Here is a 14,514-nt window from a genome sequence, read left to right on the forward strand (position 1 = left end):
CCGCGGTCCGACTCAGCCCTCGGGGGCGGGCCGCGGCGCCGGCAGCGAAGCGTCGACCGCGGCCGCCGTGCCGACAGAAGGCCCCGGTGGCAGGTCGGCGACGGACAACACCCGTGGGCCGTCGACCGGCCCCACGATCAGGCGCAGCGCCGGAAAGCTGTCCCTGAGCATTTGTTGGCAACGCTCGCAGGGCGCCAGGATCTCGCGCCCCCGATCCCCCACCAGCACCAGCGTCTCCAGCTCGGTGACGCCCTGGGTGGCAGCGGCGCCCACGGTCACCACCTCGGCGCAGGCACCGCCGGTGACGTGGTGCACGTTCACGCCGCTGAAGACCCGGCCGTCGGCGGTCCGCGCGGCAGCGGCCCTGGTGTGCCGGGCGTTGCGGCAGCGGAGCTTGGCGACCGCCGTGGCCGCCTGCACCAGGGCCCGGTCGGTGTCGCGCATCGTCATCGTCATTCCCGGTGGCTCGTCGTCGCCCGACCCTCGTCGGGCCGGGAGCGGTCGCGGTACGCCCGCATCTTGGCCCGGCTCCCGCAGATGCTCATCGTGCACCAGCGGCTGCGCCCGGCCGGACTGTGGTCGTAGTAGACCCAGCGGCACTCGTGGGCGGCGCAGGCCTTCAGGCGTGGCCAGGTGCCGTCGGCTTCGGCGACGAGCACCACGCGACCCACCTCGGCGGTCAGCGCGGCTGCCCCGGTGAGGCCGGGCGGGGGCACCGGCCGGGCCCGGCCGTGCGCGTCGATCTCGACGGTCAGCGGCGCGTCCCGGAACAGCTCGGCGAGCGTCGTGCGGGTGGCCGGCGGCACGTCCACCCCGGCGTGGGCCTGACAGACGTCCCGCAGGGCCTCGCGGAGGCGGCGTACCGCGGCCAGTTCGTCCCCGGTCCGGGTTGGTGCCGGCAGGTCGTGCGCCGCGCAGAAGGCGACCAGGTCGTCGACGCCGACCAGCGTGTCGCGTCCCGCCTCGATGTCGACGGTGTTGGCGAGGTCCTGCACGAGAGCGAGCGGCCCCGGGGCAGGCACGCGGTCGCCGGGCTGTCGCATGCGCAGACATTACCGCTGTGGCAGCATCACCGGTAACCGTTACCACAAGGAGGCCGGCATATGGTTACGCCCACCGCTAATGTGCTCCGCCGCAACCGGGACTTCCGCCGGTTCTGGGCCGGCCACACCGCGTCGGTGGTCGGTTCGCAGGTGACCGCCGTGGCACTGCCCCTGTTGGCGTCGTTGACCCTCGACGCGGGCGCCAGCGGGGTCGCCGTGATCGCGACCGCGTCGTACCTGCCGAACCTGCTGCTGCCGCTGCTGGTCGGGCACTGGCTGGAGCGCCGTCGTCGGCGACCGGTGATGATCGCCGCCGACCTGGTACGGGCCGCCACGCTGGCCGTGGTGCCGGTGGCCCACTTCGCAGGACTCCTCTCGGTGCCGCTGCTGGTGGCGGTCGCCCTCGTCGTCGGCGCGGCCAGCGTGGTGTTCGAGATCGGCAGCTTCGCGTACGTGCCGTCGCTTGTGGACGACCCGGACCTCGCCGACGCCAACCGGGCCACGCAGGGCTCCACCACCGCCGCCCAGGTGGCCGGGCCGGGTCTCGCCGGTGGCCTCACCCAGCTCGCCGGGCCACCGCTGGCCGTCGCCCTGGACGCGGTGAGCTACCTGGCCAGCGCGATCGGTGTGGCAGGCGCCCGTCGTGCCGAACCCGAGCCGCCGCGCGAGGACAGCTCAGGCATCCTCGACGGGCTCCGGGCCATCGCCGCGAATCCGTGGCTGCGGGCGCTCACCACGCACGCCACGATCTACAACGCCGCGTCGCAGGTCGTCACAGTCAACCTGGTCGTCCTCATGGTCACCGACCGAGGACTCGGCCCCGGCCTGTTCGGGTTGGCGCTCAGCGCCGGCGGGGCCGGCGCGCTCGTCGGCACCCTCGCCTCGACCCGGTTGGCGGACCGGCTCGGCTACGGCCGGGCGTTCGCCGCGGCCCTGATGTTGTCCACGGGCACACCCCTGCTCATCGCGGCGCTGCCCGGCTCCGGCGGAGCGCTCGCCGCCGGGCTCGCCTGCGTGCAGTTCACCGCCGGGATCGGCCTCGGAGTGGCGAACGTCCTCTCGGTGACCCTGCGCCAGGTGGTCATCCCCCAGGGCAACCTGGCCCGCAGCAACGGGGGTTACCGGGTGTTGATCTACGGGGCACTCCCGCTGGGCAGCGCCCTCGGCGGGGTGCTGGGCCAGACGGTGGGCAGCCGGACAGCTGTCGCGGTCGGCGCCGCCGGGTTCGTCGTCTCGGCCGTACCCATGCTGACCCGACGGATCCGCGGACTGCGCACCCCGCAGCAGGCGCGACCCGGGACGGCCGGGGTCGCGCCTGCGGCTCGGGCCTCGGCGGACGGCCCTCCGGCAGGCCTGCGGCGGTAACCCAGGGGCGGTACGCCGCCGGGCTGCCTATCCTTGGGCACGACATGCAGAATCCAACCGCCTCCGCCGCGACCGATCCCGTTCGCGAGCTGCACCGCCGCCTGACCCCTCTGATGTTCCGCGACCAGCGCCGGCTCCAGCGGCGCCTCGACGGCGCCCGCAAGCTGCGCGACCCGCAGCGGCGCGAGGCTGCGCTGGCCGAGATCACCGCCGACGTGGTCCAGGCCGAACAGCGACTCGCCACCCGCCGAGCGGCGGTGCCGGTGATCACGTACCCGGCAGGGTTGCCGGTAAGTGAGCGCAAGGACGACCTGGCCGCCGCCATCCGCGATCACCAGGTGGTGATCGTGGCGGGCGAGACCGGCTCCGGCAAGACCACCCAGATCCCCAAGATCTGTCTGGAGTTGGGGCGGGGCATCAACGGCCTGATCGGGCACACCCAGCCCCGGCGGTTGGCCGCCCGGACGGTGGCCGACCGGATCGCCGACGAGCTGGGCACCGAGTTGGGCGACGTGGTCGGCTACAAGGTGCGCTTCACCGATCAGGTGAGCGAGCGCAGCCTGGTGAAGCTGATGACCGACGGCATCCTGCTCGCCGAGTTGCAGACCGACCGGATGCTGCGCCAGTACGACACGTTGATCATCGATGAGGCGCACGAGCGCAGCCTCAACATCGACTTCATCCTCGGGTACCTGCGGGAGCTGCTGCCCCGCCGACCCGACCTCAAGGTGATCATCACCTCGGCGACGATCGAGACCGACCGGTTCGCCCGGCACTTCGCCGGGCCCCCCACCTCCGACGAGCCGGACGGGGTGCCGGCGCCGGTGGTCGAGGTCTCCGGCCGCACCTACCCGGTGGAGGTGCGCTACCGGCCGTTGCTGGAGGTCGCCGAGGGCGAGGAGGACGGCGACGGCGACGAGGAGAACGTCCGCGACCAGATCCAGGCGATCGGCGACGCCGTCGAGGAGCTGGCCGCCGAGGGCCCCGGCGACATCCTGGTCTTCCTCAGCGGCGAGCGGGAGATCCGCGACACCGCCGACGCGCTAAGCAAGCTGGTGCAGACCAAGCGCTCGCTGCTCGGCACCGAGATCCTGCCGCTGTACGCACGGCTGTCCAGCGCCGAGCAGCACCGCGTCTTCGCCGCGCACAGCTCGCGGCGGGTGGTGCTCGCCACCAACGTGGCGGAGACCTCGCTGACAGTGCCCGGCATCAAGTACGTGGTGGACCCGGGCACCGCCCGCATCTCCCGCTACTCCAGCCGGCTCAAGGTGCAGCGGCTGCCGATCGAGCCGGTCTCCCAGGCGTCGGCCAACCAGCGCAAGGGCCGCTGTGGGCGTACCTCGGACGGCATCTGCATCCGCCTCTACGACGAGCAGGACTTCCTGTCCCGGCCCGAGTTCACCGACCCGGAGATCCTGCGGACCAACCTGGCCTCGGTGATCCTCCAGATGACCGCGATCGGGCTCGGCGACCTGGCCGCGTTCCCGTTCATCGACCCACCGGACAAGCGCAACATCACCGACGGCGTCAACCTCCTGCACGAGTTGGGCGCGTTGGACCCGACCGAGGCCGACCCGGCCAAGCGGCTCACCGCGCTGGGCCGGCGGCTGGCCCAGTTGCCTGTCGACCCCCGGCTGGCCCGGATGGTGGTCGAGGGCGAACGCAACGGCTGCGCCACCGAGGTGCTGGTGATCGCCGCCGCGCTCTCCATCCAGGACCCGCGGGAGCGGCCGGCGGAGAAGCAGGCCCAGGCCGACCAGGCGCACGCCCGGTTCGCCGACAAGGAGTCCGACTTCGTCGCCTACCTCAACCTGTGGCGCTACCTGCGCGAGCAGCAGCGCGAGCTGTCCTCGAGCGCGTTCCGCCGGATGTGCAAGGCGGAGTACCTGAACTACCTGCGGATCCGCGAGTGGCAGGACATCGTCAGCCAACTGCGCCAGGTGCTGCGTACCCCTGGGGATGGCGACCGGCGTGGTGGGCGGCCGGCGCGCGACACCGCCGACGGCGCGGACCCCGGCCGGGGTGCGGGCCGCCGGGGTGGTGCGGACCTGCCGGAGGAGATCGACACCCCGAAGGTGCACCAGTCGCTGCTGCCCGGCCTGCTGTCGCACATCGGCCTGAAGGACGCCCAGAAACACGAGTACCTGGGGGCGCGGGGAGCGAAGTTCGCCGTCTTCCCCGGGTCGGCACTGTTCAAGAAGCCGCCGCGCTGGGTGATGGCCGCCGAGTTGGTGGAGACCTCGCGACTCTGGGCCCGCATCGCCGGCCGGGTCGAGCCGGAGTGGGTCGAACCGCTGGCGCAACACCTGGTCAAGCGCAGCTACAGCGAACCGCACTGGGAGAAGAAGCAGGCCGCGGTGATGGCCTACGAGAAGGTCACCCTGTACGGCGTTCCGCTCGTCACCTCTCGCACTGTCAACTTCGGTCGGATCGACCCGGCGTTGAGCCGGGAGTTGTTCATCAGGCACGCCCTCGTCGAGGGCGACTGGCAGACCCATCACCAGTTCTGGGCGGACAACAAACGGCTGCTCGGCGAGATCGAGGAGTTGGAGAGCCGGGCGCGACGCCGCGACATCCTTGTCGACGACGAGACCATCTTCGGTTTCTACGACAAGCGGATCCCCGCCGACGTGTCGTCCGGCCGGCACTTCGACAGCTGGTGGAAGAAGACCCGCCGGGAGCAGCCCGACCTGCTCACCTTCACCCGCGACCTGCTTGTCAACGACGGTCGACAAGGGGTGGACGAGGAGGACTACCCGGACGAGTGGCAGGCCGACGGTGTGCGCCTGCCACTCACCTACCGGTTCGAGCCGGGCACGCCGGACGACGGCGTCACAGTCGACATCCCGCTGCCCCTGCTCAACCAGGTGCCGGCGGAGAGCTTCGACTGGCAGGTGCCGGGCCTGCGCGAGGAGACGGTCATCGCGCTGATCCGCTCGCTGCCCAAGGCGATCCGCCGCAACTTCGTGCCGGTGCCGGACTACGCCCGCGCCGCCCTCGCGACGATCACCCCCGGCGAGACGTCGTTGCTGGACGCGCTCACCCGTGAACTGCGCCGGATGACCGGGGTGACAGTGCCCCGCGACGCCTGGGAACCGGACAAGTTGCCAGCCCACCTGCGGGTGACGTTCCGCATTCTGGGCGACGACGACAAGCCGGTCGCCGAGGGCAAGAACCTGCCGGCCCTGCAACGTCAACTCCGCCAGGAGGTACGCCAGGTGGTGGCGGCCGCCGCGCCGGAGGTCGCGCGGACCGGGCTGCGCGAGTGGAGCATCGGCACGCTGCCCCGGACCATCGAGCAGGTCCGCGCCGGCTACGCGGTGACCGCGTACCCGGCGCTTGTCGACGAGGGCGCCACGGTCGGGGTGAAGGTGTTCGACTCCCCCGCCGAGGCGGAGGCGGCCCACTGGGCCGGCACCCGCCGCCTGTTGCGCCTCACCGTGCCGTCCCCGGCCCGGTTCCTGCAGGGCCGGCTGAGCAACGAGGCGAAGCTGGCGCTCAGTCGCAACCCGCACGGCGGCGTACAGCAGCTGATCGAGGACGCGGCGGGCGCGGCCATCGACCGGCTGATCGGCGACGCCGGTGGGCCGGCCTGGGACGCCGAGGGGTTCGCGGCGCTACGCGAGAAGGTCCGCGCCGACCTGGTCGACACAGTGGTCGAGGTGATGGACCGGGTCCGCAAGGTCCTCGCCGCCGCGTACACCGTCGAGCAGCGCCTCGGTGCCACCCGCAACCTCGCCGTGGTGGCCGCGCTCGCCGACATCCGCAAGCAGCTCGCCGGGCTGGTGCACGCGGGTTTCATCACCGAGACCGGGTACGCCCGCCTGCCCGACCTGCTGCGCTATCTCACCGCCATCGAGCGCCGACTGGACCGCCTCGGCGGCAATCCGCAGCGGGACCGCCAGCAGCAGGACCGCGTCGCGGTGGTGCAGAAGGAGTACCAGGACATGCTGGCCAACCTGCCGCCGGCCCGTCGGCAGGAGACAGCCGTCCGGCAGATCCGCTGGATGATCGAGGAGTTGCGGGTGAACGTGTTCGCGCAGGCGCTCGGCACCCCGTACCCCGTCTCCGAACAGCGGATCTACCGCGCGATGGACGACGCGGAGGGTCGCTGACCGCCCGCTCAGGTCAGCGGCTCCACGCCCGGCGGCAGCTCGCCCCGGTCGATGGCCGACTGGATGTAGTCCAGCAGGATGCGCCGCAGTTCCCGTCCGGCGTGGGTGGGCACGATGTCACGGCGGCGGGCCACCGCGATGGTCCGCCGCACCCCGGGCGGGGCGAGCGGGGTGATCCGCACGCCCGGTCGGCGGGCCAGCACGATGCCGGGCACGAGCGCGATGCCGAGCCCCGCCTCGACGAAGCTGAGCACCGCGTCCATCTCGCCGCCGTCCACCGCGAAGCTCGGTTCGAAGCCCGCCTCGCGGCATGCCTGGATGGTGGCGTCGCGCAGGTCGTAGCCCTCCCGGAACATCACCATCGGCTGGTCGCGCAGGTCGGTGATGTGCAGTTCGCCGGTCACCGAGGCGGTCGGCACCTCCCCCACCGAGGCCACCACCAGGCTCTCCCGCAGGATCGGGTCGACCCGTAGCCCGGGGTCGGCGCCCTGGGCCGGCATGATGATCAGCGCCAGGTCGAGGTCGCCGCGGAGCAGGTCGCGGACCAGGTCCTGGGAGCCGCCCTCCTCGACGCGCAGGTCGATGGTGGGGTGCGCGTCGCGGAACCGGCGCAGCACCGGCGGTGCGAGCGAGGTGGCCAGGCTGGGGGTGGCGCCGAGTCGGACCCGGCCCCGGCGCAGCCCGACCAGCTCCTGCACCTCCCGGGTCGCGGTCTCCACGTCGGCGAGGATCCGGGTGGCCAACGGCAGCAGCACCTCACCCGCGGCGGTGAGCGCGATGTTGCCCCTTACCCGCTCGAACAACGGGGCCCCGAGGTCGGCCTCCAGGGCGTGAATTTGCTTACTGAGAGAAGGCTGAGTAATGCCGACGATGTCGGCGGCTTGGGTGAAATGTCGTACTTCGGCCACCGCAACGAAGTACCGGAGCTGATGGAGCTGCATCTACATAGCCTACGGCTATCAACGCTGCTCGTTTGATGCATTGGACGACTGATCGAAGTGCTCCTAGCGTCGGTCTCGTGGTAATGACGAAAACTCGGTCGCCCATCCGCTCGAACGTCGGCCTCAAGGCCGTCATGGCGGTGACGGGCATCCTCCTGGTGCTCTTCCTGATCGCGCACATGCTCGGGAACCTGAAGGTGTTCACGGGGGAAACCTCGTTCGACCACTACGCGCACTGGCTGCGCGACATCGGCAAGCCACTGCTGCCCGGTGTCTGGTTCCTGTGGATCCTGCGCGCCGTGCTCACGGTGGCCGTCGTCGCCCACATCGTGGCCGCCACCGTGCTGGCCCGGCGCGCCCGCGCGGCCCGCCCGGTCAAGTACGCCCACCGCAAGAAGGTCAACGGCAGCTACGCCGCCCGCACGATGCGCTGGGGTGGCGTGATCATCCTGCTCTTCGTGATCTACCACCTGCTGGACCTGACCACCGGCACGCTGAACCCGGTCGGCAACGAGAGCAAGCCGTACGGGAACGTCGTCGCCGACTTCGCGCCGGAGCGCTGGTACGTCACGCTCTTCTACACCCTCGCCATCCTCGCGGTCGGCTTCCACCTGCGCCACGGCGCGTTCAGCGCGTTCCGCAGCCTCGGCCAGCAGACACCGCGTGGCGAGCGCCGGGCGCGCGTCGCGGCGCTGGTCTTCGCCGTGCTGCTCTGCGCCGGATACCTGGTGGTCCCGTTCGCCGTACTCACCGGATTGGTGTCCTGACATGGAACTCTTCACCGAGGGCGACCCGATCGCCGACACCAGGGCTCCCGCCGGCCCGGTCGAGAAGCGCTGGGAGACCCGACGCTTCGAGGCCAAGCTGGTCAACCCGGCCAACCGCCGCAAGATGACGGTGATCGTGGTCGGCACCGGCCTGGCCGGCGGCTCGGCCGCCGCCACCCTGGCCGAGCAGGGCTACCACGTGAAGTCCTACTGCTACCAGGACAGCCCGCGCCGGGCCCACTCCATCGCGGCCCAGGGCGGCATCAACGCGGCGAAGAACTACCGCAACGACGGCGACTCCGTACACCGGCTCTTCTACGACACCGTCAAGGGCGGCGACTTCCGCTCCCGGGAGTCGAACGTGCACCGGCTGGCCGAGGTCTCGGTCAACATCATCGACCAGTGCGTCGCCCAGGGTGTGCCGTTCGCCCGCGAGTACGGCGGTCTGCTGGACACCCGCTCCTTCGGTGGCGCCCAGGTGCAGCGCACCTTCTACGCCCGGGGCCAGACGGGTCAGCAGCTGCTGCTCGGCGCGTACCAGGCCCTGGAGCGGCAGATCGGCCTGGGCAACGTGGAGATGAACGCCCGCCACGAGATGCTGGAACTGGTCCTCGTCGACGGCAAGGCCCGCGGCATCGTCGTGCGGGACCTGGTCACCGGCGAGATCAGCACCGAGATGGCCGACGCCGTGGTGCTCGCCTCCGGCGGCTACGGCAACGTCTTCTACCTCTCCACGAACGCCAAGGGCTGCAACGTCACCGCCACCTGGCGGGCGCACCGCAAGGGCGCGTACTTCGCCAACCCCTGCTACACCCAGATCCACCCGACCTGCATCCCGGTCTCCGGCGACCACCAGTCGAAGCTGACCCTGATGAGCGAGTCGCTGCGCAACGACGGCCGGGTCTGGGTGCCGAAGGCCAAGGGCGACGAGCGCAGCCCGAAGGACATTCCCGAGGACGAGCGGGACTACTACCTGGAGCGGATCTACCCCTCCTTCGGCAACCTGGTCCCCCGGGACATCGCCTCCCGCGCCGCGAAGAACGTCTGCGACGAGGGCCGGGGCGTCGGACCGACCAAGCTCGGCGTCTACCTCGACTTCGCCGACGCGATCAACCGGCTCGGCCGCAAGGCCATCGAGGCCAAGTACGGCAACCTCTTCGAGATGTACGAGCGGATCACCGGCGAGGACCCGTACGAGGTGCCGATGCGGATCTACCCCGCCGTGCATTACACGATGGGCGGCCTGTGGGTCGACTACGACCTCCAGTCGAACATCCCCGGCCTGTTCGTGATCGGCGAGGCGAACTTCTCCGACCACGGCGCCAACCGGCTCGGCGCCTCGGCGCTGATGCAGGGCCTTGCCGACGGCTACTTCGTGCTGCCCACCACCATCGCCAACTACCTGGCCTCCGGCCCCCTCGACACTGTCGACGCCAGTCACCCGGCGGCGGTCGAGGCCCGCACCGACGTGGAGAACCGGGTCCAGCGGCTGCTCGCCGTCAACGGCGACCGGACTGTGGACTCGTTCCACCGGGAGCTGGGCCAGATCATGTGGGAGCACTGCGGCATGGAGCGCTCCGAGGCCGGCCTGCGCAAGGCGATCGGCGAGATCCGCGACCTGCGCGAGGCGTTCTGGCAGCGGGTCAAGGTGTCCGGCACCGGCGAGGAACTGAACCAGTCGCTGGAGAAGGCCGGCCGCGTCGCCGACTTCTTCGAGCTGGCCGAGCTGATGTGCATCGACGCCCTGCACCGCGAGGAGTCCTGCGGCGGCCACTTCCGGGCCGAGCACCAGACCCCCGACGGGGAGGCGCAGCGCGACGACGACCGGTTCGCGTACGTGGCGGCCTGGGAGTTCACCGCGACCGGTGAGCCCTCGGTGCTGCACAAGGAAGACCTGAAGTTCGAATACGTCCACCCGACGCAGCGGAGCTACAAGTGAACCTGACCCTGCGCATCTGGCGCCAGAAGGGCCCTGAGGACAAGGGTCGGATGGTGACCTACCCGGTCGACGACGTGTCCCCGGACATGTCGTTCCTGGAGATGCTCGACGTGCTCAACGAGCGGCTCATCCTCGCCGGCGAGGACCCGGTCGCCTTCGACCACGACTGCCGCGAGGGCATCTGCGGCATGTGCGGCCTGATGATCAACGGTGACGCGCACGGGCCGCAGCGCGGCACCACCGCGTGCCAGCTGCACATGCGGCAGTTCAAGGACGGCGAGACGATCGACATTGAGCCGTGGCGGGCCAGCGCCTTCCCGGTCGTCAAGGACCTGGTCGTGAACCGGAGCGCCTTCGACAAGATCATCGCGGCGGGCGGCTACATCACCGCCCCGACCGGCAGTGCACCCGAGGCGCACTCCACCCCGGTCGCCAAGGCCAACGCGGACGCCGCCTTCGAGTCGGCGGCCTGCATCGGCTGCGGCGCGTGCGTGGCGGCCTGCCCGAACGGCTCCGGCATGCTCTTCACCGCCGCCAAGCTCACCCAGCTCTCGCTGCTGCCGCAGGGCCAGCCCGAGCGGTACACCCGGGTCATCGGCATGGTCGACGCGCACGACGAGGCCGGCTTCGGCGGCTGCACCAACGCCGGCGAATGCACCCCGGCCTGCCCGAAGGGCATCCCGCTGAACACCATCGGCCGCCTCAACCGCGACTACCTCGCCGCCACCGCCAAGGGAGCCGACAACACCCCCGGTTCCTGAAGCCACCGCACCTGGCAGGCCGCCGTGCCCTCTCGGGTACGGCGGCCTGCGCCCTGTGCGGAGTCAGGCGGCGCGACGCAGCCGCCCGATGATCCACTCGGATTTCAGGAAGTCGGGCTGTCACAGCGCCTCGGACACCGCGACTTCAAGGAACCCGAGTCGATCAACTCCATGCCCCCAGACATCGGGGTGCGAAGCCGGTTCAAGTGCCCGAGCCCGGGTAGCAGTCTCTCGAGACAGCAGGAGAAGGGACGAGGGACATGAAGGCGCTCACCTGGCAGGGCAAGCGGGACGTACGGGTCGAGGAGGTGCCGGATCCCCGGATCGAGGAACCGACCGACGCGATCGTGAAGATCACATCCACGGCGATCTGCGGCTCGGATCTCCACCTGTACGAGGTGCTGGGACCGTACCTGAAGCCCGGTGACGTCCTGGGCCACGAACCGATGGGCATCGTCGAGGAGGTCGGGTCGGAGGTGACCGGGCTCAAGCCGGGCGACCGGGTGGTGGTGCCGTTCAACATCTCCTGCGGGAGTTGCTGGATGTGCCAACGCCAGCTCTACGCCCAGTGTGAGACGACCCAGGTGACCGGCGAGGGCAAGGGTGCCGCGCTGTTCGGTTACACCTCGCTCTACGGTTCGGTGCCCGGCGGGCAGGCCGAGTATCTGCGTGTCCCGCAGGCCCACTTCGGCCCGATCGTCGTCCCGCCGACCGGCGCCGACGAGCGGTACCTCTACCTGTCCGACATCCTGCCCACCGCCTGGCAGGCGGTGAAGTACGCGGACACCCCGCCCGGCGGCACCCTGGCCGTCTTCGGGCTGGGCCCGGTCGGGCAGTTCTGCGCTCGCATCGGCCGCCACCTCGGCGCGGGCCGGGTGATCGGGCTGGATCTGGTGCCGGAGCGGCTGGAGTTGGCCCGCCGGCACGGCATCGAGGTGCTCGACGTCCGTGAACTCTCCGACGTGCCGGGCGCGCTCATCGACCTGGTCGACGGGCGTGGCCCGGACGCGGTGATCGACGCGGTCGGGATGGAGGCGCACGGCTCCCCGGGGGGCAAGCTGGCCCACGCCGCCGTCGGGCTGCTTCCGGACAAGCTGGCGCAGACGATGACCGACCGGGTCGGCATGGACCGGCTGTCCGTCCTGCACGCCGCGGTCAAGGGGGTGCGCCGCGGCGGCACCGTGTCGGTCTCCGGCGTGTACGGCGGTGAGGCGGACCCGATGCCGCTGATGGAGATGTTCGACAGGGGCGTCCAACTGCGGATGGGGCAGTGTCACGTGCGCCGGTGGACCGACGAGATCCTGCCGCTGCTCGCCGGCGACGACGACCCGCTGGGCGTGGAGGACCTGCGCACCCACCGGATGCCGCTGGCCCGCGCCCCGCAGGCGTACGAGATGTTCCAGAAGAAGGAGGACGGCTGCATCAAGGTCGTGCTGGAACCGTGAGTCGGGTGGTGGTGGTCGTCGGCGCGAGCAGTGGGATCGGCCGGGCGACGGCCCGGGCGTTCGCCGAGCGCGGCGACCGCCTCGTCCTCGCCGCCCGCGCCACCACCACCCTGGCCGAGGTACGCGCGGAGTGCGCCGACGTCGACGTGCTGACCGTGCCGACCGACGTCACCGAGCCGGGCGCGTTGGAGGCTCTCGCGGACGCGGCGATCGACAGGTTCGGCCGGATCGACGTCTGGGTGCACACCGCGGCCGTGATGGCCTACGGGCGCTTCGACGAGTTGCCCGAACGGGTCTTCGACCAGGTGCTACGGACCGATCTGCTCGGCACCGCCGGCTCGGTACGGGTGGCGCTGCGGCACTTCCGGGCCGCCGGGAACGGCACTGTCGTCCTCACCGGTTCGGTGCTCGGGCACATCACCGCGCCCTACATGAGCGCGTACGTGGCGAGCAAGTGGGGGTTGCAGGGGCTGGCCCGCACGGTGCAGCAGGAGTTACGCGACAGCCCGCGGATCCGGCTGTGTCTGGTCAATCCGGGCAGCGTGGACACGCCCGTGTACCAGCAGGCGGCCAACTATCTGGGCCGGATCGGGCGGCCCCCACCGCCGGTGGCGAGCCCGCAGCGGGTGGCCCGCGCCATCGTGGACTGTGTGGACCGGCCACGGCGCGAGGTTTCCGTGGGGCGGCTCAACGTGGTGCTGCGCGCCGGCTTCACAGTGTTGCCGGGCGTCTACGACGTCCTGGTCGGGCCGCTGATGCGGCTGGCCGGCCTGAGTGGACAGCCGGTGGCCGCCAACGACGGCAGCGTCTTCGCCCCGAACCCGGCCGGTGAGTCGGTACGCGGCGGCCACCTGCCTGACCTGCGTCAACTCGTGTCCGGGCCGGCGAACGCGCTGGGTGCCGTACTGCGCCGACGGTTCGGCTGAAGCTGTTCGGGGCTGTTTGAGACTTTTTGGGGTCGTCGTGCATCGATCAACTCGCCTAGGGTGGTGGGCCAGCAAGCGCTCCGGCGCTCCACTGTGGGGGAGACGAACGACAATGCGACTCAATCGCAGAACGGCACTCGGACTGGGCACGATGGCTACCGCCGGGACGGTGTTGGGGGCCGGGTCGCCGGCGAGCGCCGCTTCCCCGGCGAGCGCCGCCGAAGCCGCACCGACCACGCCCGCTCGGGCCGCCCGGCGCGTCGCCTCGGTCTTCGCCACGCAGAGCGCCGAGGCCGGCGGCAACTGGCAGGCCTGTGTCAGCGTCGCCGACCCTTCCGGTGTGCCGGTGGTCGCGGTGACCGCCGACGCGGACCGGCGGATCGAGGCGTACAGCGTCAACAAGATCGCGGTTGCCACCGCGGTGCTCGACAAGGTCGACCGGGGGCTGCTCACCCTGGACCAGCAGGTCGAGGTGAGCGCGGCGATCGTGGTCCCCGGCGGTGACGGCATCTTCAGCCTGGACGGCGCGTACCCGAGCCGGGTGACCCTCGGGCACGTGCTGGCCAACCTGCTGACCGTCTCGGACGACACAGCGGTGCGGTTGTGCGGGCTCGTCGCGCCGGCGGCCGAGATCAATGCCATCCTGGTCGCCAAGGGCTTCCCGAACACCCAGGTCGAGCCGGTCGCCAACCCGAACCGGTTCTTCCTCGGCACCAGCACCCCCCGGGAGACGCACGACCTGCTGCGCGCCCTGGTGGCCGGCACGCTGCTCTCCCCCGCCTCGACGACGTACCTGCTGGGCATCCTGCGCTCCCCTGTGGCGTTCACCGACGGCATCCGGCGCACCATGTCCTCCGACGAACGGGCCCGCATCGCCACGAAGGCCGGCTGGTACGGCGACGCCCGGCACGAGGCCGGCGTGATCTTCGACCGCTCCGGCGCGGCGGTGCTCACCTACGCGCTCTTCGCCGACGGGCAGGCCGACCCGGACAACTTCGGCGCCACCCACCCGGCGGTGCGGGCCCGCGCCGTCATGGGCCCCAAGTTCCTGGCCGCGGTGGACCGGATCGCGGGTGTGGGCGAGACGTTCCGGAGCACCGCCCGACGTCCCAGCAACGGCGGCTAGGGCACGGTCCGCACCGGTCCGGGTCGGTCGCCGCTGCCGGCGGCCGACCCGGCGTGGCGACCGCCGGGGCACGCCCCGGCGCGGGT

General features: G+C 71.3%; 11 protein-coding genes. 8 read left to right on the forward strand and 3 right to left on the reverse strand.

The features are described from left to right. Window positions 1-12 precede the first annotated feature (12 nt). Window positions 13-450: a cytidine deaminase gene (locus AB0B86_RS25185; RefSeq protein ID WP_357412460.1), complete on the reverse strand. Its 438-nt coding sequence runs from the start codon at window positions 448-450 to the stop codon at window positions 13-15. A gap of 2 nt (window positions 451-452) precedes the next feature. Further along, window positions 453-1,043 carry a CGNR zinc finger domain-containing protein gene (locus AB0B86_RS25190; RefSeq protein WP_357412462.1) on the reverse strand — a complete coding sequence of 197 codons (591 nt, stop codon included), beginning with the start codon at window positions 1,041-1,043 and terminating at the stop codon, window positions 453-455. 60 nt (window positions 1,044-1,103) lie between these two features. Between AB0B86_RS25190 and AB0B86_RS25195 the strand changes: the two genes are divergently transcribed. Further along, entirely contained in the window at window positions 1,104-2,408 is a 1,305-nt protein-coding gene (locus AB0B86_RS25195) for an MFS transporter (protein WP_357412464.1), read from the forward strand. 44 nt (window positions 2,409-2,452) lie between these two features. Further along, window positions 2,453-6,523 (forward strand): ATP-dependent RNA helicase HrpA, encoded by a 4,071-nt coding sequence (hrpA, locus tag AB0B86_RS25200; protein ID WP_357419904.1) that lies wholly within the window; start codon window positions 2,453-2,455, stop codon window positions 6,521-6,523. An 8-nt stretch (window positions 6,524-6,531) separates the two neighbouring features. On the opposite strand, the gene AB0B86_RS25205 is transcribed toward hrpA, so the two are convergent. Further along, on the reverse strand, window positions 6,532-7,464 hold the full coding sequence (locus AB0B86_RS25205; protein ID WP_357412469.1) for a LysR family transcriptional regulator: 933 nt from the start codon (window positions 7,462-7,464) through the stop codon (window positions 6,532-6,534). Between the two features lie 83 nt (window positions 7,465-7,547). Between AB0B86_RS25205 and AB0B86_RS25210 the strand changes: the two genes are divergently transcribed. From AB0B86_RS25210 to AB0B86_RS25235, 6 genes are all read left to right on the forward strand, one after another. Then, window positions 7,548-8,231: a succinate dehydrogenase cytochrome b subunit gene (locus AB0B86_RS25210; protein WP_357412471.1), complete on the forward strand. Its 684-nt coding sequence runs from the start codon at window positions 7,548-7,550 to the stop codon at window positions 8,229-8,231. 1 nt (window position 8,232) lies between these two features. After that, window positions 8,233-10,170, forward strand: coding sequence for a fumarate reductase/succinate dehydrogenase flavoprotein subunit (locus AB0B86_RS25215; protein ID WP_357419905.1), 1,938 nt, complete (start codon window positions 8,233-8,235; stop codon window positions 10,168-10,170). Beyond that, a complete protein-coding gene (locus AB0B86_RS25220; RefSeq protein ID WP_124777088.1) occupies window positions 10,167-10,931 on the forward strand; it encodes a succinate dehydrogenase/fumarate reductase iron-sulfur subunit in 765 nt (254 codons plus the stop codon). The genes AB0B86_RS25215 and AB0B86_RS25220 overlap by 4 nt, the downstream gene beginning before the upstream one ends. A gap of 260 nt (window positions 10,932-11,191) precedes the next feature. Further along, entirely contained in the window at window positions 11,192-12,376 is a 1,185-nt protein-coding gene (locus tag AB0B86_RS25225) for a zinc-dependent alcohol dehydrogenase (RefSeq protein ID WP_357412475.1), read from the forward strand. Further along, window positions 12,373-13,302 (forward strand): SDR family NAD(P)-dependent oxidoreductase, encoded by a 930-nt coding sequence (locus tag AB0B86_RS25230; protein WP_357419906.1) that lies wholly within the window; start codon window positions 12,373-12,375, stop codon window positions 13,300-13,302. Before AB0B86_RS25225 ends, AB0B86_RS25230 begins: the two co-directional genes overlap by 4 nt. Before the next feature lie 112 nt (window positions 13,303-13,414). Beyond that, window positions 13,415-14,428 carry a serine hydrolase gene (locus tag AB0B86_RS25235; protein WP_357419907.1) on the forward strand — a complete coding sequence of 338 codons (1,014 nt, stop codon included), beginning with the start codon at window positions 13,415-13,417 and terminating at the stop codon, window positions 14,426-14,428. Window positions 14,429-14,514: the final 86 nt, after the last annotated feature.

It is taken from the genome of Micromonospora sp. NPDC049047, from assembly GCF_040649135.1.
Lineage (GTDB): Bacteria > Actinomycetota > Actinomycetes > Mycobacteriales > Micromonosporaceae > Micromonospora.

What these genes read in the sequence shown, in the direction of transcription:
- AB0B86_RS25185 (WP_357412460.1), bottom strand. Translation starts at nt 450, where the DNA reads ATGACGATGCGCGACACCGACCGGGCCCTGGTGCAGGCGGCCACGGCG.
- AB0B86_RS25190 (WP_357412462.1), bottom strand. Translation starts at nt 1,043, where the DNA reads ATGCGACAGCCCGGCGACCGCGTGCCTGCCCCGGGGCCGCTCGCTCTC.
- AB0B86_RS25195 (WP_357412464.1), top strand. Translation starts at nt 1,104, where the DNA reads ATGGTTACGCCCACCGCTAATGTGCTCCGCCGCAACCGGGACTTCCGC.
- hrpA (WP_357419904.1), top strand. Translation starts at nt 2,453, where the DNA reads ATGCAGAATCCAACCGCCTCCGCCGCGACCGATCCCGTTCGCGAGCTG.
- AB0B86_RS25205 (WP_357412469.1), bottom strand. Translation starts at nt 7,464, where the DNA reads ATGCAGCTCCATCAGCTCCGGTACTTCGTTGCGGTGGCCGAAGTACGA.
- AB0B86_RS25210 (WP_357412471.1), top strand. Translation starts at nt 7,548, where the DNA reads ATGACGAAAACTCGGTCGCCCATCCGCTCGAACGTCGGCCTCAAGGCC.
- AB0B86_RS25215 (WP_357419905.1), top strand. Translation starts at nt 8,233, where the DNA reads ATGGAACTCTTCACCGAGGGCGACCCGATCGCCGACACCAGGGCTCCC.
- AB0B86_RS25225 (WP_357412475.1), top strand. Translation starts at nt 11,192, where the DNA reads ATGAAGGCGCTCACCTGGCAGGGCAAGCGGGACGTACGGGTCGAGGAG.
- AB0B86_RS25235 (WP_357419907.1), top strand. Translation starts at nt 13,415, where the DNA reads ATGCGACTCAATCGCAGAACGGCACTCGGACTGGGCACGATGGCTACC.